This window comes from Streptomyces sp. CB02923 (genome assembly GCF_001905005.1).
Classification (GTDB): domain Bacteria; phylum Actinomycetota; class Actinomycetes; order Streptomycetales; family Streptomycetaceae; genus Streptomyces.
Window position 1 is genome coordinate 447,321 of the sequence record NZ_LWKZ01000012.1, and the last position, 22,037, is coordinate 469,357.

The 22,037-nt window shown below is 73.1% G+C and carries 16 protein-coding genes and 2 tRNA genes; 14 read left to right on the top strand and 4 right to left on the bottom strand.

Annotated features, from left to right (window positions below; all coding sequences use genetic code 11):
- Positions 1–12 precede the first annotated feature (12 nt).
- From A6A06_RS13520 to phsA, 7 genes are all read left to right on the top strand, one after another.
- Positions 13–1,986 (top strand): LCP family protein, encoded by a 1,974-nt coding sequence (locus tag A6A06_RS13520; RefSeq protein WP_073761449.1) that lies wholly within the window; start codon positions 13–15, stop codon positions 1,984–1,986.
- Between the two features lie 166 nt (positions 1,987–2,152).
- Positions 2,153–2,587 (top strand): ribosome silencing factor, encoded by a 435-nt coding sequence (gene rsfS / locus A6A06_RS13525; RefSeq protein ID WP_073762126.1) that lies wholly within the window; start codon positions 2,153–2,155, stop codon positions 2,585–2,587.
- Positions 2,584–3,237: a histidine phosphatase family protein gene (locus A6A06_RS13530; RefSeq protein ID WP_073761450.1), complete on the top strand. Its 654-nt coding sequence runs from the start codon at positions 2,584–2,586 to the stop codon at positions 3,235–3,237. Before rsfS ends, A6A06_RS13530 begins: the two co-directional genes overlap by 4 nt.
- A 150-nt stretch (positions 3,238–3,387) precedes the next feature.
- Positions 3,388–3,460: transfer RNA gene (locus tag A6A06_RS13535), tRNA-Ala, on the top strand.
- A gap of 267 nt (positions 3,461–3,727) precedes the next feature.
- Positions 3,728–3,976, top strand: coding sequence for a hypothetical protein (locus tag A6A06_RS13540; protein WP_073761451.1), 249 nt, complete (start codon positions 3,728–3,730; stop codon positions 3,974–3,976).
- A gap of 3 nt (positions 3,977–3,979) precedes the next feature.
- Positions 3,980–4,213: a hypothetical protein gene (locus tag A6A06_RS13545; RefSeq protein ID WP_073761452.1), complete on the top strand. Its 234-nt coding sequence runs from the start codon at positions 3,980–3,982 to the stop codon at positions 4,211–4,213.
- 281 nt (positions 4,214–4,494) lie between these two features.
- Positions 4,495–6,330 (top strand): O-aminophenol oxidase PhsA, encoded by a 1,836-nt coding sequence (phsA, locus tag A6A06_RS13550; RefSeq protein WP_079193994.1) that lies wholly within the window; start codon positions 4,495–4,497, stop codon positions 6,328–6,330.
- A gap of 104 nt (positions 6,331–6,434) precedes the next feature.
- Here phsA and A6A06_RS13555 read toward each other — a convergent pair whose 3' ends face one another.
- A complete protein-coding gene (locus A6A06_RS13555; protein WP_073761453.1) occupies positions 6,435–7,871 on the bottom strand; it encodes a glycosyltransferase 87 family protein in 1,437 nt (478 codons plus the stop codon).
- 164 nt (positions 7,872–8,035) lie between these two features.
- On the opposite strand from A6A06_RS13555, the gene A6A06_RS13560 reads away from it, so the two are divergent.
- Positions 8,036–8,108: transfer RNA gene (locus A6A06_RS13560), tRNA-Ala, on the top strand.
- 205 nt (positions 8,109–8,313) lie between these two features.
- On the opposite strand, the gene A6A06_RS13565 is transcribed toward A6A06_RS13560, so the two are convergent.
- Positions 8,314–9,846 (bottom strand): NADH-quinone oxidoreductase subunit NuoF family protein, encoded by a 1,533-nt coding sequence (locus tag A6A06_RS13565; RefSeq protein WP_073761454.1) that lies wholly within the window; start codon positions 9,844–9,846, stop codon positions 8,314–8,316.
- A complete protein-coding gene (locus tag A6A06_RS13570; RefSeq protein ID WP_073761455.1) occupies positions 9,843–10,964 on the bottom strand; it encodes a hypothetical protein in 1,122 nt (373 codons plus the stop codon). Before A6A06_RS13570 ends, A6A06_RS13565 begins: the two co-directional genes overlap by 4 nt.
- 447 nt (positions 10,965–11,411) lie before the next feature.
- On the opposite strand from A6A06_RS13570, the gene leuS reads away from it, so the two are divergent.
- The 6 genes from leuS (at position 11,412) to A6A06_RS13605 (ending at position 20,422) form a co-directional block, all read left to right on the top strand.
- Positions 11,412–14,285 carry a leucine--tRNA ligase gene (leuS, locus tag A6A06_RS13580; protein WP_073761457.1) on the top strand — a complete coding sequence of 958 codons (2,874 nt, stop codon included), beginning with the start codon at positions 11,412–11,414 and terminating at the stop codon, positions 14,283–14,285.
- A gap of 169 nt (positions 14,286–14,454) precedes the next feature.
- On the top strand, positions 14,455–15,237 hold the full coding sequence (locus A6A06_RS13585) for a hypothetical protein (RefSeq protein ID WP_073761458.1): 783 nt from the start codon (positions 14,455–14,457) through the stop codon (positions 15,235–15,237).
- A gap of 168 nt (positions 15,238–15,405) precedes the next feature.
- On the top strand, positions 15,406–16,251 hold the full coding sequence (locus A6A06_RS13590) for a DegV family protein (protein ID WP_073761459.1): 846 nt from the start codon (positions 15,406–15,408) through the stop codon (positions 16,249–16,251).
- Between the two features lie 596 nt (positions 16,252–16,847).
- Complete coding sequence (locus A6A06_RS13595) at positions 16,848–17,672, top strand: helix-hairpin-helix domain-containing protein (protein ID WP_199930856.1); 825 nt, start codon at positions 16,848–16,850, stop codon at positions 17,670–17,672.
- Positions 17,669–18,103, top strand: a complete 435-nt coding sequence (locus A6A06_RS42760; protein WP_242440716.1) for a hypothetical protein — start codon at positions 17,669–17,671, stop codon at positions 18,101–18,103. The genes A6A06_RS13595 and A6A06_RS42760 overlap by 4 nt, the downstream gene beginning before the upstream one ends.
- A gap of 15 nt (positions 18,104–18,118) precedes the next feature.
- Positions 18,119–20,422, top strand: a complete 2,304-nt coding sequence (locus A6A06_RS13605) for a ComEC/Rec2 family competence protein (protein ID WP_242440777.1) — start codon at positions 18,119–18,121, stop codon at positions 20,420–20,422.
- On the opposite strand, the gene A6A06_RS13610 is transcribed toward A6A06_RS13605, so the two are convergent.
- Positions 20,325–21,857, bottom strand: coding sequence for a substrate-binding domain-containing protein (locus A6A06_RS13610; protein ID WP_073761462.1), 1,533 nt, complete (start codon positions 21,855–21,857; stop codon positions 20,325–20,327). The genes A6A06_RS13605 and A6A06_RS13610 overlap by 98 nt on opposite strands.
- Between the last annotated feature and the right edge of the window lie 180 nt (positions 21,858–22,037).

Below are 22,037 nucleotides of genomic sequence, written 5' to 3' on the forward strand. Positions count from 1 at the left end.
AAAGGGGCACCGGTGAACGACCGACACGACCCGTACGTGCCGCGGGACCCGTATGCCCAGGGGCAGCAGGGGCAGCCGGAGTACACCTACGACGCCTACGGGCAGCCGGTGTACCGGGAGGCGCCGCAGCAGGCCGCGTACGACCAGTACGGGCAGCCGGTCGGCTACGACCCGTATGGTGCACCGGCTCCGCACGACCCGTATGACCCGTACGGCTCTCAGCAGCACGGCGGTCAGCAGCACGGCGGGCAGCCGGGCGCCGGGCCGCATTTTCCGGGGCAGCAGGGAGCCGGGCAGCCCGATGCGGGGCAGCAGGGATACGTGTACGACCCGTACGGCCATCAGCAGGTGCCGCAGCAGGCGCAGTATCCCCAGCAGTACGACCCGTACGGCCAGCCCCAGCAGGTCCAGCAGCCCCAGCACCCTCACCAGCCCCAGCAGCACGGTCTGCCGCCGCAGCAGCCACAACAACCGCATCAGCAGACCCAGCAGACCCAGCAGCAACAACTGCAACAGCAACAGCAGCAGACCCAGCAGCAAGGCTGGATCCCCCAGCAGTCGGCGCAGCCCTCGTACGAGCAGGTCTCCTACCAGGAGCCGGAGCACCAGCCGTACGGGCAGCCCGCCCAGGAGACCGGTGCGCGCACGCCGCGCGGCGGGGCGGCGGGCACCACGGACCGGACGCCGGGCCCGGCCCAGGGCGCCGCGCCGGGCCCCGGGGGCGACCCGGACACGGACTACCGCACCGAGCAGTTCTCGTTCATCGAAGAGCCGACCGAGGACTCCGAGGACGTCATCGACTGGCTCAAGTTCACCGAGAGCCGTACCGAGCGCCGTGAGGAGGCCAAGCGGCGCGGCCGCAGCCGCAAGGTCATGCTGATCGTGCTGCTGGTCCTGCTGCTCCTCGGCGGCGTCGGCTATCTGTGGTGGGCGGGCAAACTGCCCGGCCTCTCGGGTGCCGGGGCGGGCACGGAGGCCGGGGGCGCCGGGGAGAAGCGCGATGTGCTCGTCGTGCACCTGAAGGACCCCAAGGGCAACAGCTCCACCGCGCTCCTCGTGGACAACGAGAGCGCCCACAAGGGCACCACCGTCCTGCTCCCGAACGACCTGGCGGTCTCCACGGAGGACGGCGGGTCCACGACGCTGGCCAAGTCGGTCAAGGACCAGGGCATCGACCCCACCAGGGAGGCCCTGAACACCCTCCTCGGCGCCGACATCAAGGCCAGCTGGCGGCTGGACACCCCGTACCTGGAGAACCTGGTCGAGACGACCGGCGGCATCACGCTGGACACCGACGCCACCGTTCCCGGCGCCAAGAAGGGCGACAGCCCGCTCGTCAAGCAGGGCAAGGGCCAGGACCTGAACGGCCAGGCCGCCGTCGCGTACGCCACCTATCAGGCGGCCGGTGAAGCCCAGACCAAGCAGCTGGAGCGCTTCGGGCAGGTCATGCAGGCCACCCTGAAGAAGGTCTCCAGCGACGCGGACGGCGCGACGGCCACCGTGAAGTCGCTGCTCCAGGTCCTGGACCCGCCGCTCACCGAGGCGCAGCTGGGCAGCTCGCTCGCGCAGCGCGCAGAGCTGGCGAAGGCCGGCGCCTACGGGACCACCCTGCTGCCGGTGCAGCAGGACGGCACGCTCAGCCGGCAGGCGGCGGACGGCGTGGTCAAGGAGGTGCTAGGCGGCACGGTCAAGAAGGCCGACCACAGCTCGACCCCGCGGGTCAGCGTCCAGAACGCCACCGGCAAGAAGGAAGCGTCCCAGAAGGCACGGATCGCCCTGGTCAACGGCGGTTACTCGTTCGTCGACGGCGGCAGCGCGGCAGCCGCGAAGCCCGTCTCCGAGGTGACGTACGCGGACGCCGCCCAGAAGGCGAAGGCCGAGGAGGCCGCCAAGACGCTGGGGCTGCCGGCCGGCGCGGTCAAGCAGGGCAAGGTCGCCTCGAACGCGGACGTCACGGTGGTGCTGGGGCAGGACTACAAGGGCTGAGGGCGCCGGGGGCGGCACCGGCCGCCGTCCCCGGCCACCCTGCGGCCTGGCCGCTCGGGGGCGGCGCAGGGGGCCGCCGGAGGCCCCGCGGGAAAGCCCGCCGGGAGTGTCGGTGGTCCGTGAGACCCTTGGTGGGTACCTGACCACCGATCCCGAAAGCTGGATTGTGACCGCCACCGACCGCTCCATCGAGCTCATCCAGGCCGCCGCGCTGGCGGCCGCCGACAAGCTCGCGCACGACATCATCGCGTACGACGTCAGCGACGTGCTCTCGATCACCGACGCGTTCCTGCTGGCCTCGGCCCCCAACGACCGCCAGGTCAAGTCGATCGTCGACGAGATCGAGGAGCGGCTGAACAAGGAACTGGGCGCCAAGCCGGTGCGCCGCGAGGGCGACCGCGAGGCCCGCTGGGTCCTGCTCGACTACGTCGACATCGTCGTCCACGTCCAGCACAGCGAAGAGCGCGTCTTCTACGCCCTTGAGCGCCTCTGGAAGGACTGCCCCGAGCTGGACCTGCCCGAGGAGGCCAAGGCCACCCGCGGCAAGGCCGCGGAGCACGCCGAGGCCACGACGGCCGAGCAGGACGGAGACCTGAGCTGAACGGCACCGGGAGCGGCCGCGGCCGCCGGATAGTCCTGTGGCGGCACGGCCAGACGGCGTGGAATCTGGAGCGCCGCTTCCAGGGCTCGACGGACATCGAGCTGACCGCGGAGGGCGTGGCGCAGGCGCGGCGCTCCGCGCGGCTGCTCGCGGCCCTGGAGCCGGACGCGATCATCGCCTCCGACCTGCGGCGGGCCGCCGCCACCGCCCGTGAGCTGGCGGCCGTCACCGGCCTGGAGATCACGCACGACGAAGCGCTGCGCGAGACGTACGCGGGCGCCTGGCAGGGCCTGACCCACGAGGAGATCGTGGGTCAGTACGGCGAGCAGTACGCGGCGTGGAAGCGCGGCGAGCCCGTACGGCGGGGCGGCGGCGAGCTGGAGACCGAGGTCGCCGACCGCGCGGCCCCCGTCGTCGAGCGCAGCGCCGAGAAGCTCCCGGACGGCGGCACCCTGGTCGTCGTCAGCCACGGCGGCACGATCCGTACGACCATCGGGCGGCTGCTGGGCCTGGAGTCCCACCACTGGGAGGGGCTGGGCGGCCTGTCGAACTGCTGCTGGTCCGTCCTGGGCGAGGGTGCCCGCGGCTGGCGCCTGATGGAGCACAACGCCGGCACGCTGCCGGAGCCGGTGCTCGGCGACGACGACTGAGCGCTCCCGCGGCCGGGTGACGTGGGCCCTGCGGCCCGCCTCTCCGGGAGCCCGGAGGGGCCGGATTTCACATCCGGGCAGGTCGCAGGCTAGAGTTCTTCTTGTTCGCGGCGCCGCCGGGGAAAACCCCGGAGGAGCGGAACAAGACCCGGGGCTATAGCTCAGTTGGTAGAGCGCCTGCATGGCATGCAGGAGGTCAGGAGTTCAATTCTCCTTAGCTCCACACCTCGGATGATCCCGTCTCCCACTCTAGGGAGGCGGGATCATTTCGTGCCCGGACGGGTGCACGAATCGGCGCGTACCGGGGTAGACCTGGTCCGGGGCCCGCGGGTGCGGGACGGTGCGGCCGGTTCGCGTTCGATGCCGGTTCCTCCGGTGCTCCGGCCGCCGTACGGCGGTGTGCCGGTGCTGCGGGAACAACGGCAGGACTGACCCGGTCGGCGGTCCGTGGCAGAATTCGGACGGCGCCGGCAGGGGAGGAGAGGACACGATGCCCACGAGCATCATGGAGGAGGTCGACGACCTGCTCGACGCGGCCGCCCCCGCGCTGAGCGCCGGCCCGCTTCCCGGGGACGCCCCCTGCCCCGGCCACCCCTCCCGTCCCGCCGGTGGCGCGTACGGCACCGGCAGCGCCGCGCTCCAGTGCCCCTCCTGCGGCTCACCCCATGTGGCGCAGGTGCTCGGCGACAACGGCGGCATCTCGTTCGTGTGTACGGCCTGCGGCCACAGCTGGAGCTGACTGATGGGCGCTCACAGCAGGAAATGCGACTGGTGCGGCAGCGGGACGCCGATCGTCCGGGACATGGAACCGGTCAACCCCGACTACCAGTACTGGTGCGAGGAGTGCGCGCGGGCCCTGGTCATAAAGGGCGACCCGATCGAGACGTACCGCGAACTCGACGGAGAACCGATCTACGGACGCCTGCTCGACGAGCACTGCACGCTGAAGCGTTTCTATTCCTTCGCGACTGCCTGAGCGCCGGTGGCGGGGCGGCCGGTGGTGACGCGGCCGGTGGAGGTGCGGCCGGTGACGGGGCGGCCGGTGGCGGTGGGTGCCCCGGGTGCCTTGAGCGCCCGGCAGCTCCTCGGCTTTGGCCAGGGGTGCCGCCGTACCTGTCGGCTGATCCGGCGGTGCGAGCGGCAGTGCGAAAATTCCCGTTGAAGGCGGAACTCCGTGCGCATGGTGGGGCGTTCCCGGTGTGAAGCTGCCGTCGGAGACGGCCGGCGGCACGGGGGAAGCGACACGGGGGTCGCATCGTGAGTGACGTGACGATTCAACCTGTCCAGGAGGCGCCGGCGGGCCGTCCGTCCCAGGCGCCGCACAAGCGGGAAGCCGCGGCCGGACTGACACCTTTCATCGACGAACTGCGCATCCCGCCCGTCCTGCGGCCCGGCCGCAAGGAGGCCCTGCGGGGCATCGACATCGACCAGACCACCACCTGGGTCCGGCTGCACTCCGAGCTCCCGCCGACGAAGGTGTGGGCGTACGAGGGGTACTACCCGGGCCCGACGATCGAGGTGCGCCGCGGCCGACGGCTGCGCATCAACTGGCACAACCGCCTCACCGGTGCCTACCCGGTCACCGCCGCCGAGGCCAAGCCCTTACCGGGCGCGCCCTTGCCCACCGACGAGCCGGGCGTCGGGAACGGCACCCTTGTCGACGGCGTCGCCGGCCTCCCGCCCTGGACGGTCACCCACCTGCACGGCGCGGTGACCGGCGGCGGAAACGACGGCTGGTCCGAGAACGCCGTCTCGCCCGGCGAATCCCAGCTCTCGGAGTATCCCAACGACCACCGCGCGACGAGCTGGTGGTACCACGACCACGCCATGGACATCACGCGGTGGAACGTCTTCGCGGGCCTCGCCGGGATGTACCTGGTCCGCGACGATGAGGAGGACATGCTGCAACTGCCCTCCGGCAGGCGGGAGATACCGCTCGTCATCCAGGACCGCAACCTCGACACGGATGCCGACGGCCGCCTGACGGGACGTCTGCTGCACAAGACGCAGATCGTGGCCCAGGACAAGGACGGCAAGAACGTCTCCCTGCCCTTCACCGGCCCGTACACCCTCGTCAACGGTGTGATCTGGCCCCACGCGGACGTCGCGGCCTGCTGGTACCGCTTCCGCGTGCTGAACGCGGCGAACAGCCGCACCTTCCAGCTCCGGCTGGTCGACGACGCGACCGGGGCGCCGGTGACGGGCGCGGTGTGGCAGATCGGCTCGGACGGCGGCCTGCTGCCGCGGCCGGTCCCGGTGGACGGCGCCCTGTCGGTGGCGTCCGCCGAGCGGCTGGACCTGCTGATCGACTTCGGCCGGCTGCGCGGCCGTACGCTCCGGCTCGTCAATGCCGCGCCCGGGGTCGCGTATCCGGACGTGATGCAGTTCCGGGTGGGCGCCACCCAGGTGCGCGACCCGTTCGTGCTCCCGCAGGTGATCTCCTCGTCCTTCGAGCGGCTCACCCACGGCTCGGTGCCCCATCACGAGCACCGGCTCGTCGTCCTCACCCCGCCCGGCCCGGTCGGCAACTTCCACCCGGAGATGTGGGAGATGCGGCAGATCCCCGGCAAGGACGTGCAGGTCCCCACCGAAGGGATCATCCAGATCCGCGGCGCGGACAAAGAGGTCCGCACCTACCGCCGTACGGCCCGGATGTTCGACGACACACTGGGCCACCTGGTCCGCCACGGCGACTGGGAGCAGTGGAGCTTCCTGAACCTGGGCGGCGCCGGCACCCACCCGATGCACATCCACCTCGTCGACTTCCAGGTCATGGACCGCCACCGCTACCCGGCGGACCCGGACAGCCCGTACGACAACGAGGTCGGCGGCACGCGGGCCCCGCTCGAATACTGCGGTCCGAACCCGATATCCCCGGGCGACCAGGGCTGGAAGGACGTCATACAGGTCCCGCCGGGCCAGATGGTGAACGTGCTCGCCCGCTTCCAGGGCGCCACGGGCCGGTTCATGTACCACTGCCACCTGCTGGAGCACGAGGACATGGGGATGATGCGGCCGTTCGTCGTCATGCCGCGCGAGGTCCTGAAGTTCCATCACCACCAGCCCGGCGGACACGACCACGGCGCACACTGAGGCGGTCCTGGGGGCGTCCGGTCGGCAGCAGGCCGGACGGCAGCAGGCCGGGCGGTGGCCAGACAGGTGGTGATCAGACGGGCGGTGGCAGGCCGGGCGTTGGCTCAGCGCCCCTGCGCGGCCGCCCCTTGGCCGTCGCCCTGCGTGGCCGCCCCTTGGCCTTCGTCCGGCGTGGCCGCGTCCTGCACTCCACCGGACACGGCCGCGTCCCGCCCGGTGCCCGTCCGCGCCTCGCCACCTCGCACGCGATCCCGCCGCACCAGTACGGCGGTCAGGGCCAGGAAGACCAGCCCGGCGATCGGATAGATCCCGGACAGCAGCATCTGGCCGCCGTTCTGGTGGAGTTCCTCGTGATGGTGGTAGCGGTGCGGCACGAACCACAGCGCGAACGAACAGAAGAGGAGACCGATCGCGAGCGTCCCCGCCCACCACCGCTTTCCGGTCTGGCTGCCGAAGCCGCCGCGGCTCATCGCCTCCGAGCCGAGCAGGATCAGCATGGGTACGCCCCACACCCAGTGGTGCGACCAGGAGATCGGGCTGACCAGCAGAGCGGTCACGGCACAGGCGACGGCCGCCCAGGCCCGGCGGCCGCGCAGCAGCGCGCCGACCGCGACGGCCAGCCCGAAGACGGCCACGACGGCCGCGGCCGCCAGCCACCACAGGCCGGGATCGTGGGTGTGCAGCAGCCGGGCCAGCGCGCCGCGCAGCGACTGGTTGGCGGTGATCTCCACCTCGCCGACCCGGTCGGCGGCGAAGATGATCTCCGTCCAGAAGCGCCGGGAGTCGTGCGGCAGGACGAGCGCGGACAGCAGCACGGTGCCCAGGAAGGTGAGGCACGCGACGGCGGCCTGCCGCAGCCAGGGGTTCCACGCGTCCCGCGGCCCCGCTCCCGCGCGCAGCCGCTGCCAGGCCCGTACGAGCCCGGCCAGCGCGAGAAGGACGGCGAACAGCGCCGGGGTGAGCTTGATGCCCGCCGCCAGGCCGATGCCCACACCGGCCCACCGGTTGGCGTCCCTGCGGGTCAGGTCCCACAGGACCAGCACGGCGAGCAGCAGGTTGATCTGCCCGTAGCGCAGCGTCGTCCACACCGGCTCGCACCAGACCAGCAGCGCGGCCACGCCCAGCGCCGCGGCGAGCGGCGGCATCCGCTTCGGCCGCCCCGCGAGCCGGAGCCCGAGGTGCACGACGGCGACCAGCAGCAGGAGGTTGCCGAGCGTGGCGAGCGTCCGCATCTCCGGTACGCCGACCAGCGTCAGCGGCGTGAACAGCAGCGCCGCGAACGGCGGATAGGTGTTGGGCAGGTTCGCGGAGGTCGCGACCATGTCGTAGAGGTCCTCGCCGTTGCGGGCCGTCCAGCCCTCGGCGCGGTAGACCATCAGATCGATCATGGTCACGTGCGCCAGCCGCTGCACGATCCAGAAGACGGTGAACGACAGCACACACCCGACGGCCGCCGTCAGCAGCGGACGGCGGCGGGCGAAGCTCCTCAGCGGGGAGGGACCGCCGGGTGCAGCGGACTGTTCCAGCTCCAGCGCGGACACGGCGTACAGCTCCCCAGGACGAATCGGCACGGCCCGCCGACAGTACATCGAGCCGTTCCCGGGGGGCCGCCCGCAATCGATTTGGCAGAAGGCGGGGAGGGCCGTGTAATGTAGGCGATGCCGCAGCGGGGAGACGCAAGGAAAACCGCGGCGGACCAAAGCAAGGGGCTATAGCTCAGTTGGTAGAGCGCCTGCATGGCATGCAGGAGGTCAGGAGTTCAATTCTCCTTAGCTCCACAGAAGGGCCGTTCGTGAGGTGACTCACAGGAGGTCCGGGAGATCCCGTCCGATCTGATTGATCGGGCGGGATTTCTGGTTTTTGAGGGCGCCTGGAGATGGCGATCGGTGGGGGCTGATCCCGCATCAGGGCGCGGGGGTTCGCGCAAGCCGGATGGAGCGGTGCGCTTGCGTGTGCCACGCGGTGGCAGGGGGCGGCTGGGCGTCAGGGCTTTTCCAAGCGCAGGGCGAGGGCGGGGCAGCGGCTGACCGCGCGCTGGGCGCGGGTGTGGAGGCGGGCCGGGAGGGCGGTGTCCGTGATCAGCGGGTAGCCGTCCGGATCGAGGCGTACTGCCTCCGGGAGGAGCTTCGCGCACAGTCCGTGCCCCTCGCACAGCGTCCAGTCCACCGCCAGTCGGCCCGTAGCAGCCGCCGGACCCGCGACCGTGCCAACGGCTGCATCCGCCGTCTCCGGTGCCGGGAGGGGCAGCAACCCTGTGGTCTCCCGGCCGCACCCACCGCCCAGGACGTGCGCGGCGAGATCGTCCGGGAAGGCATTCAGTGCGGAGAGCACGAACCGTACGGCCCCGTCCGGGTGTTTGCACGCGCCGCGCCCGCTCACGGTCTGCGCGGCACGACGTACGGCTTCCAGGGCCTCCTGGCCGCCGCCCGTCAGCGCGTCGGCCAGCGCACCTGCCACGGAGGGTAAGCCCAGGCGGCAGGGGCCGCACTGGCCTGACGATTCGGCCGCGAGCCAGCGCGCGACGTGCAGGGTCTCGCCGAGCGGGCAAGTGCCGACCGGCACCGGCAGCACCGCACCCGCGCCGAGCGCGCCGCCGCCGGCCGCGAGCGCTTCGCGGGTGACCACCGTTCCGTACGCGGTCGCGGCGTCCAGCCAGGCGCCGTGGTAGCCGCCCACCAGGACGCCGCCAGGGGCCGGATCGGCGGCGCACATCTGAAGGACGTACGGGAGCGGCACCCCGCTCGGGGCCTCGACGACGGTGGGGGAGGGCACCGCGCCGGACACGGTCAGGAGCAGGGTGCCGGGTTCGCGGGGCGCTCCGGTCGTGGCGTACCGGTGGGCGCCCAGCCGGGCCGCGACAGCGAGTTGGGCGAACGTCTCGGCGTTGGAGAAGAGCGTGGGCACGCCACCGAGCCCGGCCTCCGCGGCCCGTACACGCCGCCCCGGCGGCAGCGCGGGCCCGCCTTCCGCGGCGCGGATCAGCGCGGACGCCTCGCCGGAGACGAGCCGCTCCGGTACGCGGACGAGCCGGGCGCGCAGCGACCGCCCGCGCCGGCGGTCGCTCAGGCCGCGTTCGGCCAGCGCGTCCCGTACCGACCGCTCGGCCGTGTCCTTGGACACACCGACCGCCAGCGTGCGGGCGCCGAGGGCGTCGGCGGCGAGCAACGCGCCGTCCAGGACGAGATGGGGCGCGCGACACAGCAGAACGGTGTCCTTGCGGCAGGCGGGCTCGCCCTCGCAGCCGTTGACGACGACCGCAGGCCGGACGCCGGTGCGCCGCGCGTGGTGGGCCACCGCCTCCAGTTTCCGTACGAGGGGGAAGCCCGCGCCGCCGCGCCCCCGCAGCGCGATGGCGTCGGCCAGCTCGGCCAGTCGGTCCGCGGTCAGGGACGGCGGTGAGCCATGGACGAGCAGGTGGGTCCGGCGGTCGAGGCGCTCGGCCTCGTCGAAGCCCGCGGTCAGCCGGGGCAGGCCGATGACGTGGACGGGCGGGATGTCGGGCAGCGGGCCGGTCACGGCCGGCTCCTGCCGTGGGAGGCGGGCTGGACGGGACGGGCGGGCTGGGCGGGCCCCGGGTGGAGGGCGTGCCGCCCGTATGGCGGCGGTGCGGCCTCCGGGGAGGGAGGGGGCGGTGCGGCCTCCGGGTACGGAAGGAGCGGTGTGGCCTCCGGGTACGGAAGGGACGGTGCGGCCTCCGGGTACGGAAGGGACGGTGCGGCCTCCGGGTACGGAAGGAGCGGTGCGGCCTCCGGGGACGAAGGAGGCGGTGCTGCCTCCCGGTACGAAGGGGGCGACGCGGTCTCCAGGTACGGAGGGGGCGGTGGGGTGGCGGCAGCACGGGCGCGCAGGCGGGCCCGTAGGACGTGCGGGAGGAAAGCGCGCACCAGAAGGGCGGCGACGACGGCGGTCAGGCACAGCGCGTACCCGGTGGTGACCCAGCCCGAGGGGGCGCGGCCGGACTTGAGGCCGTGTACGAGCGCCAGGCACCAGGCCGGGTAGGCGCAGGCGTGCAGGGCGCGCCAGCGTTCCGAGGCGCGGCCACGGCCGGCGAAGGCGCTGCGGAGCGCGCCGGTCGCGGCGGCCAGCACCATCAGGTAGCCGGCCACGGCCCCGAAGCCGATCAGTGCGGAAGCGTCGGGGGCGGGTGTTCCGGTGAACGGCAGCACCGCGTTCAGGACGTGCGCGTGGCCCTCGGCGACCTTGACCGCGATGTGCAGGACCAGGAATCCGAGCGCGGCGGTGCCCAGGGCCCGGTGGACGCCCTGGGCGAGCAGTCGGCTGCGGGGCAGCAGGACCGTACGGCCGGCGGCGACCAGCCCCCAGACGACGGCGGCCGTGAGGGAGACGAGGGCCAGCACGCCGCCCGTGAAGTCGAGGAAGCCGCGCAGCGGGCCGGTGCCGGAGAGCAGGGCGAGGGCGGCGACGGCTCCGGCGGCGAGCGAGGGGCGGCGGCGCAGCCGGGGGCGGCGCGAGGCTGTCGTCGGGCTTGGCGCGGGCGTACGGCGCGGGCCGTCCCGGGTGCTTGGGCGACGCGGGCCGTAGGCCGGGAGGCGGGACGGGCCCGGAAGGCGGAGGCGGGGTAAGCCGGGGAGACGGGGGCCGGGGGCGGCGCGGCTCTTGCGGTGGGGGCGCATGGGGGAAAAGTAGGAGGGCGCGGGGCTGGGGCGGCGGGCTTTGCGTAAGCAGGGTGGAGCGGGGGCGGTGCGCTGCTACCGTCACGCGTCAGGCTTGTTCGAAGGAGCCGGGCCGTGGGGCACTGGGGCTTAGGCGGGAGCCGGGCTAAGGGGCCGGGGGTCCTGCCTCCACCCTGCGCGCCCCGGAAACTCCCGCCTGCCGCTACGCCGCCCCTTCCGCAGTTGGACGGCTCTCAGCGGGCCCGGCGCCCCCTGCGGTACCCTGACGCCATGCGTGCCGTACGCCTTCTGCTTAGCGGGCCGCGCTGATCAGTACCGACCGGTGAGCTTTCCGGTCGGCATCGGCGCGGCGTCCCCTCCTGTGCGAGGGGTCTTTTTGTTTCCGCAAAAGATTCGCAGTTTTCGCAAGTGCCGCAGGCAGAGACGACCGATGGAGCTTTGAGGACGATGACCGAGACGACTTCGGCTGCCGAGGTGGCAGCGCCGCACCGCTATACGGCAGCGCTGGCCGCCGACATCGAGGCACGCTGGCAGGACTTCTGGGAGGCCGAGGGGACGTACGAGGCCCCGAACCCGAAGGGGGACCTGGCGGGCGACCCGGAGCTGGTGGCGAAGCCGAAGAAGTTCGTCATGGACATGTTCCCGTACCCCTCGGGTGCGGGGCTGCACGTGGGCCACCCGCTGGGCTTCATCGCGACCGATGTCTACGCCCGTCACCTGCGGATGACCGGCCACAACGTGCTGCACACCCTGGGCTTCGACGCCTTCGGCCTGCCCGCCGAGCAGTACGCCGTACAGACCGGCACGCACCCGCGGGTCTCCACCGAGGCCAACATCGTCAACATGCGGCGCCAGCTGCGCCGGCTGGGCCTGGGCCACGACCAGCGCCGGTCGGTCGAGACGATCGACCCGGCCTACTACAAGTGGACCCAGTGGATCTTCGTCCAGATCTTCAACTCCTGGTACGACGCCGACGCGAAGAAGGCGCGCCCCATCGGTGAGCTGGTGGAGCAGTTCGAGGCGGGCGAGCGTGCGACCCCGGACGGGCGCCCCTGGAGTGCGCTGAGCGCCGCCGAGCGCGCCGAGGTCCTGGGCGAGTACCGCCTGGCGTACGCCTCGGACGCGCCGGTCAACTGGTGCCCCGGCCTGGGTACCGTGCTGGCCAACGAGGAGGTCACCGCCGAGGGCCGGTCCGAACGCGGGAACTACCCGGTCTTCAAGGCCAAGCTGCGCCAGTGGAACATGCGCATCACCGCCTACGCGGACCGCCTGCTGGAGGACCTGGACGGGCTGGACTGGCCGGAGGCCATCAAGCTGCAGCAGCGCAACTGGATCGGCCGGTCCGAGGGCGCGCGGGTGGACTTCCCGGTCGGCGACGACAAGATCACCGTTTTCACCACCCGCCAGGACACCCTGTTCGGCGCCACCTACATGGTGCTGGCGCCCGAGCACGAGCTGGTCTCCGGAGAGCGCTCGATCGTCCCGGACGCCTGGCCGGAGGGCACCCACGAGGTCTGGACCGGCGGGTACGGCACCCCGGCCGAGGCCGTCGCCGCGTACCGCAAGCAGGCGGCGGCCAAGTCGGATGTAGAGCGGCAGGCCGAGGCCAAGGACAAGACCGGCGTCTTCACCGGCGCCTACGCGGCCAACCCGGTCAGCGGCGAGCGCGTCCCGGTCTTCATCGCCGACTACGTGCTGATGGGCTACGGCACCGGCGCGATCATGGCCGTCCCGGCGCACGACAGCCGTGACTTCGCCTTCGCGCGCGCCTTCGAGCTCCCCATGCGCTGCGTGGTGGAGCCGTCGGACGACCGCGGACAGGACCCCGCCACCTGGGACGACTCGTTCGACTCGTACGAAGCGAAGATCGTCAACTCGTCCGGCGCCGACGTCACGCTGGACGGCCTGACCGTTCCGGACGCCAAGATCAAGATGGCCGAGTGGCTGGCGGCCCGCGGCATCGGCGAGAGCACCGTCAACTTCCGCCTGCGCGACTGGCTGTTCAGCCGCCAGCGCTACTGGGGCGAGCCCTTCCCGATCGTCTACGACGAGGACGGCGTCGCGCACGCGCTGCCCGAGTCGATGCTGCCCCTGGAACTCCCCGAGGTCGACGACTACTCGCCGCGCACCTTCGACCCGGACGACGCCGACACCCAGCCCGAGACCCCGCTGTCCCGCAACGGGGACTGGGTCAACGTCGAGCTGGACCTGGGCGACGGCCCGAAGAAGTACCGCCGCGAGACCAACACCATGCCCAACTGGGCGGGTTCCTGCTGGTACGAGCTGCGCTACACCGACCCACGCAACGACACCGCGCTGGTCGACCCGGAGGTCGAGCAGTACTGGATGGGCCCCCGTGAGGGGCAGCCGTCCGGCGGCGTCGACCTGTACGTGGGCGGCCAGGAACACGCCGTACTGCACCTGCTGTACGCGCGGTTCTGGTCCAAGGTGCTGCACGACCTGGGGCACACCGCCTCCTCCGAGCCGTTCCACAAGCTGTACAACCAGGGCATGATCCAGGCCTTCGTCTACCGGGACAGCCGCGGGATCGCGGTACCGGCCGCCGAGGTGGAGGAGCGCGACGGCGCGTACTACTACCAGGGCGAGAAGGTCAGCCGCGTCCTGGGCAAGATGGGCAAGTCCCTGAAGAACGCCGTCACCCCCGACGAGATCTGCGGGGAGTACGGCGCCGACACCCTGCGCCTGTACGAGATGGCGATGGGCCCGCTGGACGTGTCGCGGCCGTGGGACACCCGCGCCGTGGTCGGCCAGTACCGCCTGCTGCAGCGGCTGTGGCGCAACGTCGTGGACGAGGCGACCGGCGAGGTCACCGTCGCCGACGCCGAGCCGGACGAGGACACGCTGCGCGCCCTGCACAAGGCCATCGACGGCGTCGGCCAGGACCTGGCCAACCTGCGTTTCAACACCGCCATCGCCAAGGTGACGGAGCTGAACAACCACCTGACGAAGGCGGGCGGCCAGGTCGCGCGCCCGGTGGCCGAGCGCCTGGTGCTGCTGGTCGCGCCGCTGGCCCCGCACATCGCCGAGGAGCTGTGGCGCAAGCTGGGCCACACCGACTCCGTGGTCCACCAGGACTTCCCCGTCGCCGACCCGGCGTACGTGGTCGACGAGACCGTGACCTGCGTCGTGCAGATCAAGGGCAAGGTCAAGGCGCGCCTGGAGGTCTCGCCGTCCGTCTCGGACGCGGACCTGGAGGCGGCGGCGCTGGCCGACCCGGCGGTCGTGGCGGCGCTGGGCGGCGCGGGCATCCGCAAGGTGATCGTGCGGGCGCCGAAGCTGGTGAACATCGTTCCCGCGTGAGCGCTGTTCGCGCAGCCTGAGCCCTCCGCGGGGCGCGGCTAAGGGATGACCATTACGGGCAGGTTGGGGGTTCGAAGGGAACCCGCGACCTGCCCGTGGCGTTTACGGTGGAAGAGCCGGAACCCCGGCGCCTCCGCCCACCCTGCCGTCGGCACGACGAGGAGACACCATGGAAGCCGTCGCCGCGATCTTCGGACTCCTCTTCCTGCTGTTCGTCGCGGCCGGTGTCTTCGTCACGGTCAAGGCCGTCAAGGCGGCCAAGCGCGGAGTGGACCGCGGGGTGGCCCAGGCGCGCCGGACCGTCGAGGACACCACCCTCAGGGCCCGGCAGTACACCCAGCCGGGCGTGGCAGGCGAGCTGGCCCAGCTGCGGCTGACGCTGCGTACGTCCATGCGCGCCACCCAGGACGCGCTGCACACCGGCGCGTCGGAGGACGCCTCGCTGGCCGAGGCCCTGGGCCTCTTCGAGCGGCTCAGCGCCCACGGCCACGAACTGGACGACGAGCTCAAGCGGCTGGAGCGGGAGCCCGACAGGGCCAGCGTCACGGCCCGGCTGCCCGAGCTGCGCGAACGGCTGGAGCGCATCACGCACTCCGCGGAGTCGCTGCGGTGGGCCGCCCGGGACCGCGCCCGGCAGTTCGCCGACGACGACCTGGCCGCGCTCGGCGAGCAGATCGACATGGAGGCCGGGGCGCTGCGGCACTGGTCGAAGGAGCCGCTGGAGGACCGCATTGAGGCGTCGGGGGTCGGCGGAACCGTGCCGTCCGGGGCGTCGGGGGCCGACGGGGCCGGGGCGTCCCGACGTGCGTCCGGGGCTTCCTCCGACGGTTCGGCGGGGCGGAAGCCGTGGGGATCCGCTGAAGGCGAGACGCCCGCCATCACGGCCCGTGACCCGCGTACGCAGCCCTCGTACGCATGGCAGAAGGCGCCGCGTACGGAGCGGACGACCTGATCGCTCGCGGAACGGAGGGCGGCGCAACCGACGCGACGACGGCGCCGCGGCGGTGGTGCCGCGGCGGGTGCTCGGCAGCCACTCCTGGCGTGTCCTCCGCTCCTGCGGGAGGATCTTGAATGGGGCCCGCACTGTCGGCCTCCGGGATCCCCGGATAACCTCCCAGTCATGTCCCGCCATGTCGCGATCGTCACCGATTCAACGGCCTACCTGCCGCGGGCGGCACTGCAGCGCCACCTGATCACGGCGGTACCGCTCACCGTCGTCCTCGGTGACGAGGCCCTGGAGGAGGGCACCGAGATCTCGTCGAGATCCGTTGCCCAGGCCCTGCAGAAGCGCAAGTACGTGACGACCTCGCGGCCCAGCCCCGAGACCTTCGCGGCCACCTACCGGGACCTCGCCAGGTCGGGTGCCCGGAGCATCGTTTCGCTGCACCTGTCCTCGGAATTCTCCGGTACGTACGACGCGGCGGTGCTGGCGGCCGGCGAGGCCCCCGTGCCGGTGCGGGTCGTGGACACCGGCATGGTCGCCATGGCGCTCGGCTTCTGCGCCCTGGCGGCGGCCGGGGCGGCGGAGTCCGGCGGCAGCCTGGACGAGGCGGTGGCCGCCGCCGAGAAGCGCGCCGAGCAGACGTCCGCCTACTTCTACGTCGACACCCTCGACTACCTGCGGCGGGGCGGCCGGATCGGCGCGGCGCAGGCGCTGCTCGGCTCGGCCCTCGCGGTCAAGCCGCTGCTCCAGCTCGCCGAGGGGCGGATCGATCTTCTGGAGAAGGTCCGTACGGCCTCGAAGGCCATCGCCCGGCTGGAGGAGATCGCCGTGGAGCGGGCCGGGGAGGCACAGGTGGACATCGCCGTGCACCACCTCGCGGCCGCGGAACGGGCGGAAGCGCTGGCGGAGCGGCTGCGCGAGCGGGTGCCGGGGCTGGCCGAGCTGCACGTGAGCGAGGTGGGAGCGGTGATCGGCGCGCATACGGGGCCGGGGCTGCTGGGGGCTGTGGTGTCACCGCGGTAGGGGATGCCGGGGTGGCGGTGCGGGTGCTCTCTTTCGGGTGACGGGGTTATCCACAACTGGAGGGTTATCCCCGGGATTTGACGGCCCGCAGCGGGATCGGCGCGAAGTGCCTAACGTCGTTCGACATGACGCGAAAATCACTCTCCGTAACTGTCCCCGCTGGCGGCGCCGACCGGGACCTCCCTCCTCCTTCCGCCCCTGATCCGCCGCCCTCCCGCAGGAGGACCGTGCGTGGCGCGGTGCGCGGGCGGGCCGCCCGGCGTGCGGAGACCGCCGCGGCGGTACGTACGCGGGCCGAGGGCCTCTTCCGGGGCCCGCCCGAATTCCGGGGCCCGCCCGAACGGGGGCGGCGCGCTGGTCCTGCGGAATCGGACGGCGGTTCTGCGGAACCAGGCGACGGCCGTGCGGAATCGGGTGGCGGTTCCGCGGGAGCGGGCGACGGCCGTGCGGAATCGGGTGGCGGTTCTGCGGGATCGGGCGACGGTCGTGCGGAATCGGGTGGCGGTTCCGCGGGAGCGGGTGGCAGTGCGCCGCCCCATGAGAAGCCAGCAGCTGGCTGGCCTGCTCCCGACGGGGCGGCCACCGGTGACCCGGCAGTGGACCGGCCCCAGGACCTCCTCACAGGTGCGCACCCCGGTCGTGCTGCCCGCCTGCGGCTCGCCGTGCGGGAGCGGCTGCCGCTGTGGGTGCAGTCGAGATGCGCGACCGACCCGAAGGCGCTGGCGGCTCTGGTCGTGGTGTTCGCGGTAGCGGTGGCCTTCGCGGTGCACCACTTCTGGGCAGCGCGGCCCGAGCCCGTACCCGCACCGGCCGCGACCCGGGCCCCGGTGCTGTCGACCCCGGCCCCGGCACCGCAGCCCCAGGCGGTGGCCCCGACACCGGCAGGTGCGCCACCGGCCGCCGCGGGACGCCTCCTCGTGGTCGACGTGGTCGGCAAGGTGCACCGTCCCGGCATTCACCGGCTGCCACAGGGGGCCCGGGTCGCCGACGCGCTGCGAGCGGCGGGCGGGGTGCTGGACGGCGCGAACACCCGCGGACTGAACCGAGCCCGCCTGCTGGTCGACGGCGAACAGATCGCCGTGGACGCTCCCGGACCGGGGCCGGGCGCGGCAGGACAGGGCGCGGGAGCGGCCCAGGGAGCCGGGCCCGGAGCGACTCCCGGGGCGGGCACCGGTGGTGGCGCCACTACGGGCAGCACCGGAGCCGCCGGTGGTACGGGCCCCGGAGCCGCCCCCGTCAGCCTGAACTCCGCGACCGCGGAACAGCTCGACGGCCTCCCCGGCGTCGGCCCGGTCCTGGCCCGGCACATCATCGAATACCGCACCGCACACGGTGGCTTCACGTCCGTGGATCAACTCCGCGACGTGAACGGCATCGGCGACCGCCGCTTCGCCGACCTTCGCCCGCTGGTCCAGCCATGACTCCCACCCCGCCGGTCCCGCAGCTCCACACCGCCGACCCCAGCGGAGCCTGCACCGCGCCCGACGCCTCGCCTCCTGGCGTACCCGGCGCCACCTCTCCGGACGCCACAGCTCCCGGCGTGCCCGACACCGCCCCGGACACAGCATCCGGCCGAGCCGCCGTCCATGCGGCGGCCACCTCCCCCTACGGCGCTGCCGACCCCCACCGGCAGGACGAAGCCGTCGATCTCCGCCTGGCGGGGCCCGCGCTGGCCGCATGGGGAGCGGCGGCGCTGGCCCTGGGCTGGTCCGGCGGCTCGGTGGCGGCAGCCTGCGCGATGGCCGTGGCGCTGGCGGCGATCGGAGTGGCGGGCGCGGCCCGCCGCCCTGAACGGCGGGTCGCCGGGGCCCTGGTCGCCCTGGCCGCGGTGCTGCTGGGCGCGGTCGCCTGAGCCGCGTCCGCCGCTCTGCATGCGGCTGACGTACGGCGCGGCCCGCTGCCGGAGCTGGCGCGACAGCACGCCCCGGTCACGGCCGAGGTGGAACTGACCGGCGATCCGCGGCTGACCCGCCCCCGGGTGCGCGGCGCCCAGCAAGCGCCTTCCGCCGTCGTGTTCACCGCTGACGTGCTCCGAGTGACCGCACCGGACGGCGCGGTCACCGCCGCCCGCACCCCCGTACTGGTCGTCGTGCACCGCACGAAACGCCTCGGCGACTGGCAGCGCCTCCTGCCCTCGACGCGCGTCCGTATCGCGGCCCGTGCGACGCCGCCCCTCCAGCCGTCCGACCGGGCCGCGGCCGCCCTGCGGGTGACCACCGGGCCCGGCCCTCAAGTGGTCCGCACGCCGGATGCCTTGCAGCGTCTCGCAGGCGCCCTGCGGGCCGGGCTCCGGGAGGCCAGTGACGGTCTCAGTCCCGATGCCCGCGCTCTCCTTCCGGGGCTGGTGGTCGGCGACACCGCGCGCGTCCCGCCCGACCTCGACGACGCCTTCCGCACCACCGACCTGACCCACCTGCTCGCCGTTTCCGGCAGCAACCTGACCATCCTGCTCGTTCTGCTCATCGGCCCGCCCCACCTCGCCGTACGGGCCGAACGGCGCGGCCTGGCGCCGATCCTGGGCCTCTCCCTGCGCACCACCGCCCTCGTCGGCGGCTCGATCGCGCTCGCCTTCGTCGTCATCTGCCGCCCCGACCCCAGCGTGCTGCGCGCTGCTGCCTGCGGCCTGATCACACTGCTCGCCATCGGGACGGGGCGCCGCCGTTCCCTCGTCCCCGCGCTCGCCGCGGCGGTCCTGGTGCTCGTGCTCTACGACCCCTGGCTCGCCCGGAGTTACGGCTTCCTGCTCTCCGTACTGGCCACCGGCGCCCTGCTCACCCTCGCTCCCCGCTGGAGCGCGGCCCTGCAACGCCACCGGGTGCCGCCCCGCCTCGCCGAGGTGCTCGCCGCCGCGGCCGCGGCGCAGGCGGTCTGTGCGCCCGTCATCGTGCTGCTGGCCGCGCGCGTCGGCCTCGTCGCCATCCCCTGCAACCTGCTGGCCGAGCTGGCCGTCGCCCCGGCCACCGTCCTGGGCTTCGCCGCGCTCGCCACCGCTCCGTTCGCCCCGCCCCTGGCCCACGCACTCGCCTGGTGCGCGAGCTGGCCGACCGAGTGGATCGCCGGTGTCGCCCGTACGGGAGCGGGCCTGCCCGGCGCGGAGTTGGACTGGCCGGGCGGCTGGCCCGGGGCCCTGCTGCTGGCGGCCGTGACGGTGGTGCTCATCCTGGTGGGACGGCGGCTGCTGCACCGCCCCTGGCTGTGCGCCCTCGGCGCCTTGGCGCTGCTCGTGGCGATCGTACGGCCCGTACCGATCACCCGCGTCATCACCGGCTGGCCACCGCCCGGGTGGCGCGTGGTGGCCTGTGACGTGGGGCAGGGTGACGCCTTGGTGATCGCGGCAGGCGACGGCACCGCCCTGGTCGTGGACACCGGACCGGAGCCGGCCGCCATCGACCGCTGCCTGACCGACCTGGGCGTACGCCGTATCCCCCTCCTCGTCCTCACACACTTCCACGCCGACCACGTAAGCGGGCTGCCCGGCGCCCTGCGCGGGCGCTCGGTCGGCGCCATCGAGACCACGACCCTGCCCGAACCGCCCGGCCAGGCCGCCTTCGTGCACCGCACCGCAGCAGCCGCGGGCGTGCCGGTGACCGGCTCCACGCCGGGGGAGCGGCGCAGCACCGGCCCGCTCAGCTGGGAGGTCCTGTGGCCGCCCGTCACCGACCCCGGCCGTACCGGCCCCTCCCCCTTCCCCTTCCCCTCCCCCTCCTCACGCGCCGTCGAAGGCGCCAACGACGCCAGCGTCACGCTGCTGCTGCGCACCTCCGGTCTGACCTTCCTCCTCCTCGGCGACCTCGAACCGGTCTCCCAGCAAGCCCTGTTGGCCGCGCACCCCGACCTGCCCACCGTGGATGTCCTCAAGGTCGCCCACCACGGATCCGCCTACCAGGACCCGCAGCTGATACGCCGCCTCGCGCCGCGCGTCGCCCTGATCAGCTGCGGCGCCGGCAACCCGTACGGCCATCCGGCACCGCGCACCGTCCAGGCGCTGCGTTCCCAGGGCGCCCGGGTGCTGCGTACGGACACCGACGGCGCCATCGCCGTGCTGGGCGGCCGGGACCGGCTGACCACCACCGTCAGGGCCGGCAGGCGGAGCCGGGCACGTTCGCCTGGTCGGCGCAGGGCACGTGCTTGTACTTGCGCAGGATGTTCTTCGCCGTGTCGGAGTCCATGAACGCCCGGAACTTCGCGGCGAGCGACCCGTCCGCCGGCTGCCCGTACGCGTAGAGGTACTCCACCGTCCAGAAGGGATAGGTACGTTGTCCGCTCCACTCGATGTCGGGCTCACGCCCGTTCAGCCGGATGCCGCTGACCCGCGGGTGTTTGGCCGCCGCGTAGACCTCCGCGTAACCGATCGCGCCCGGCACGCGGCCGACCGTGTCCAGCAGGCTGGTGGTGCTGTTCACCTCGCAGCGCGTGACGCGGGCCGTCGCGTCGCGGTCCTTGCCGCTGCAGTCGTACGACGACACCGTGCCCGGCTCGGAGCCGCGCAGCACGGACGTCTCGAACGCGCGGCGGGTGCCCGAGGCCGCGTCCCGGCCGACGATGCGGACCGGCAGGTCGTTGCCGCCGACCTGCTCCCAGTTGGTGTACCGGCCGTTGTAGATGCCGCGCACCTGCGCGGAGGTGAGGTTGTCGACACCGGTCTGCTCGTTGACGACCAGGCCGAGCAGGATGATCCCGACGCGACGGCCCTCCAGCTTCCGGTAGACGGGCGGTGCGGCGACGTCCGACACGGCCAGGAAGGCCGGTCCGCCGGCGGGCGCGGCCCTGCCCGCCCGGTCGAGCCGCCCCAGCCCGGACAGGCTGCCGCTCTCCGCCACCTCGATCCCCGCGCCCCGGCAGCGTGCCGCGTACTGCCGGGCGATCTCCCGCATCGGCGGTGCGAAGGCGCTGGAGCCGTCGACGGTCAGGCGTCCGGTCGCGCACTCTCCGCGCGCCGCCTCCGCGGACCCGTTGAGCAGCAGTCCGCCCAGCAGGCCGACCAGGATGATGCAGACGCCGCCCAGGGCGAGGCTCGGTTTGCGCGGTCCCCAGCGCTGCGTGTTGCGCCGTATCCGCCCGCCGCTGATGAACCCGCCCACGACGACCTCGCCCGGCCGCCGGCCGTCCGCGCCCTCGTCGCGGCTCCCTCCGCCCTCGTCCTCCGCCGACAGCAGGACCAGCAGCTTGAAGTGGTTGCGCTTGTTCAGCGGCACCTTGGGTATGGCGAGACGGCCGCCGCTGTGCCGCAGGCCGCCGCCGTTGCGGGTCAGCATCCCCACCAGGTCCGGCGGGTTGGCGTCCGGCACCTCCACCCCGATGACCGTGCGCCCGGTGAACTCCACCGTCAGCGGCTCCTGGTAGTCCTGCCGCACGATGTCCTTGCCGCCGTCGTTCTCGAACCGCAGCAGCGCCAGGGTGGCGTCGGTGATCTCCTGGTCCCGCCGGAGCAGCCGCAACTGCACGAGACTGTGGGCGTCCCGCGGGTTCATCCCGATCCGGGTGTCCATCTGGACCCGGTAGCCGATGCGCTTGCGGCCCGGCAGGAACCGCTCGACGGCCCAGAGCGCCGCCGTGGCGACGAGTCCGGCCGCGGCGAGGAGCGTCTCGGTGTCCGGCAGGTTCACGACTACCTCGCACAGCTGATCGGATGGTGGAATGCCTGCAATGTAGGGACACCGACGGCGACCCGGGACGGCTTCGGCATCCCGTCACCAGAGGTTCATCCGCCGTCCGCGCGGCCGGGGGCGGCGGTGGAAACGTCGCGCACGCCCGCCCCCGGAATCAGGACCTGTAAACTCCAGAAA

Excerpts from the sequence above, each read along its gene's own strand:
- A6A06_RS13540 (WP_073761451.1), top strand. The coding sequence starts at position 3,728 with ATGCCCACGAGCATCATGGAGGAGGTCGACGACCTGCTCGACGCGGCC.
- A6A06_RS13545 (WP_073761452.1), top strand. The coding sequence starts at position 3,980 with ATGGGCGCTCACAGCAGGAAATGCGACTGGTGCGGCAGCGGGACGCCG.
- A6A06_RS13570 (WP_073761455.1), bottom strand. The coding sequence starts at position 10,964 with ATGCGCCCCCACCGCAAGAGCCGCGCCGCCCCCGGCCCCCGTCTCCCC.
- leuS (WP_073761457.1), top strand. The coding sequence starts at position 11,412 with ATGACCGAGACGACTTCGGCTGCCGAGGTGGCAGCGCCGCACCGCTAT.
- A6A06_RS13585 (WP_073761458.1), top strand. The coding sequence starts at position 14,455 with ATGGAAGCCGTCGCCGCGATCTTCGGACTCCTCTTCCTGCTGTTCGTC.
- A6A06_RS13590 (WP_073761459.1), top strand. The coding sequence starts at position 15,406 with ATGTCCCGCCATGTCGCGATCGTCACCGATTCAACGGCCTACCTGCCG.
- A6A06_RS42760 (WP_242440716.1), top strand. The coding sequence starts at position 17,669 with ATGACTCCCACCCCGCCGGTCCCGCAGCTCCACACCGCCGACCCCAGC.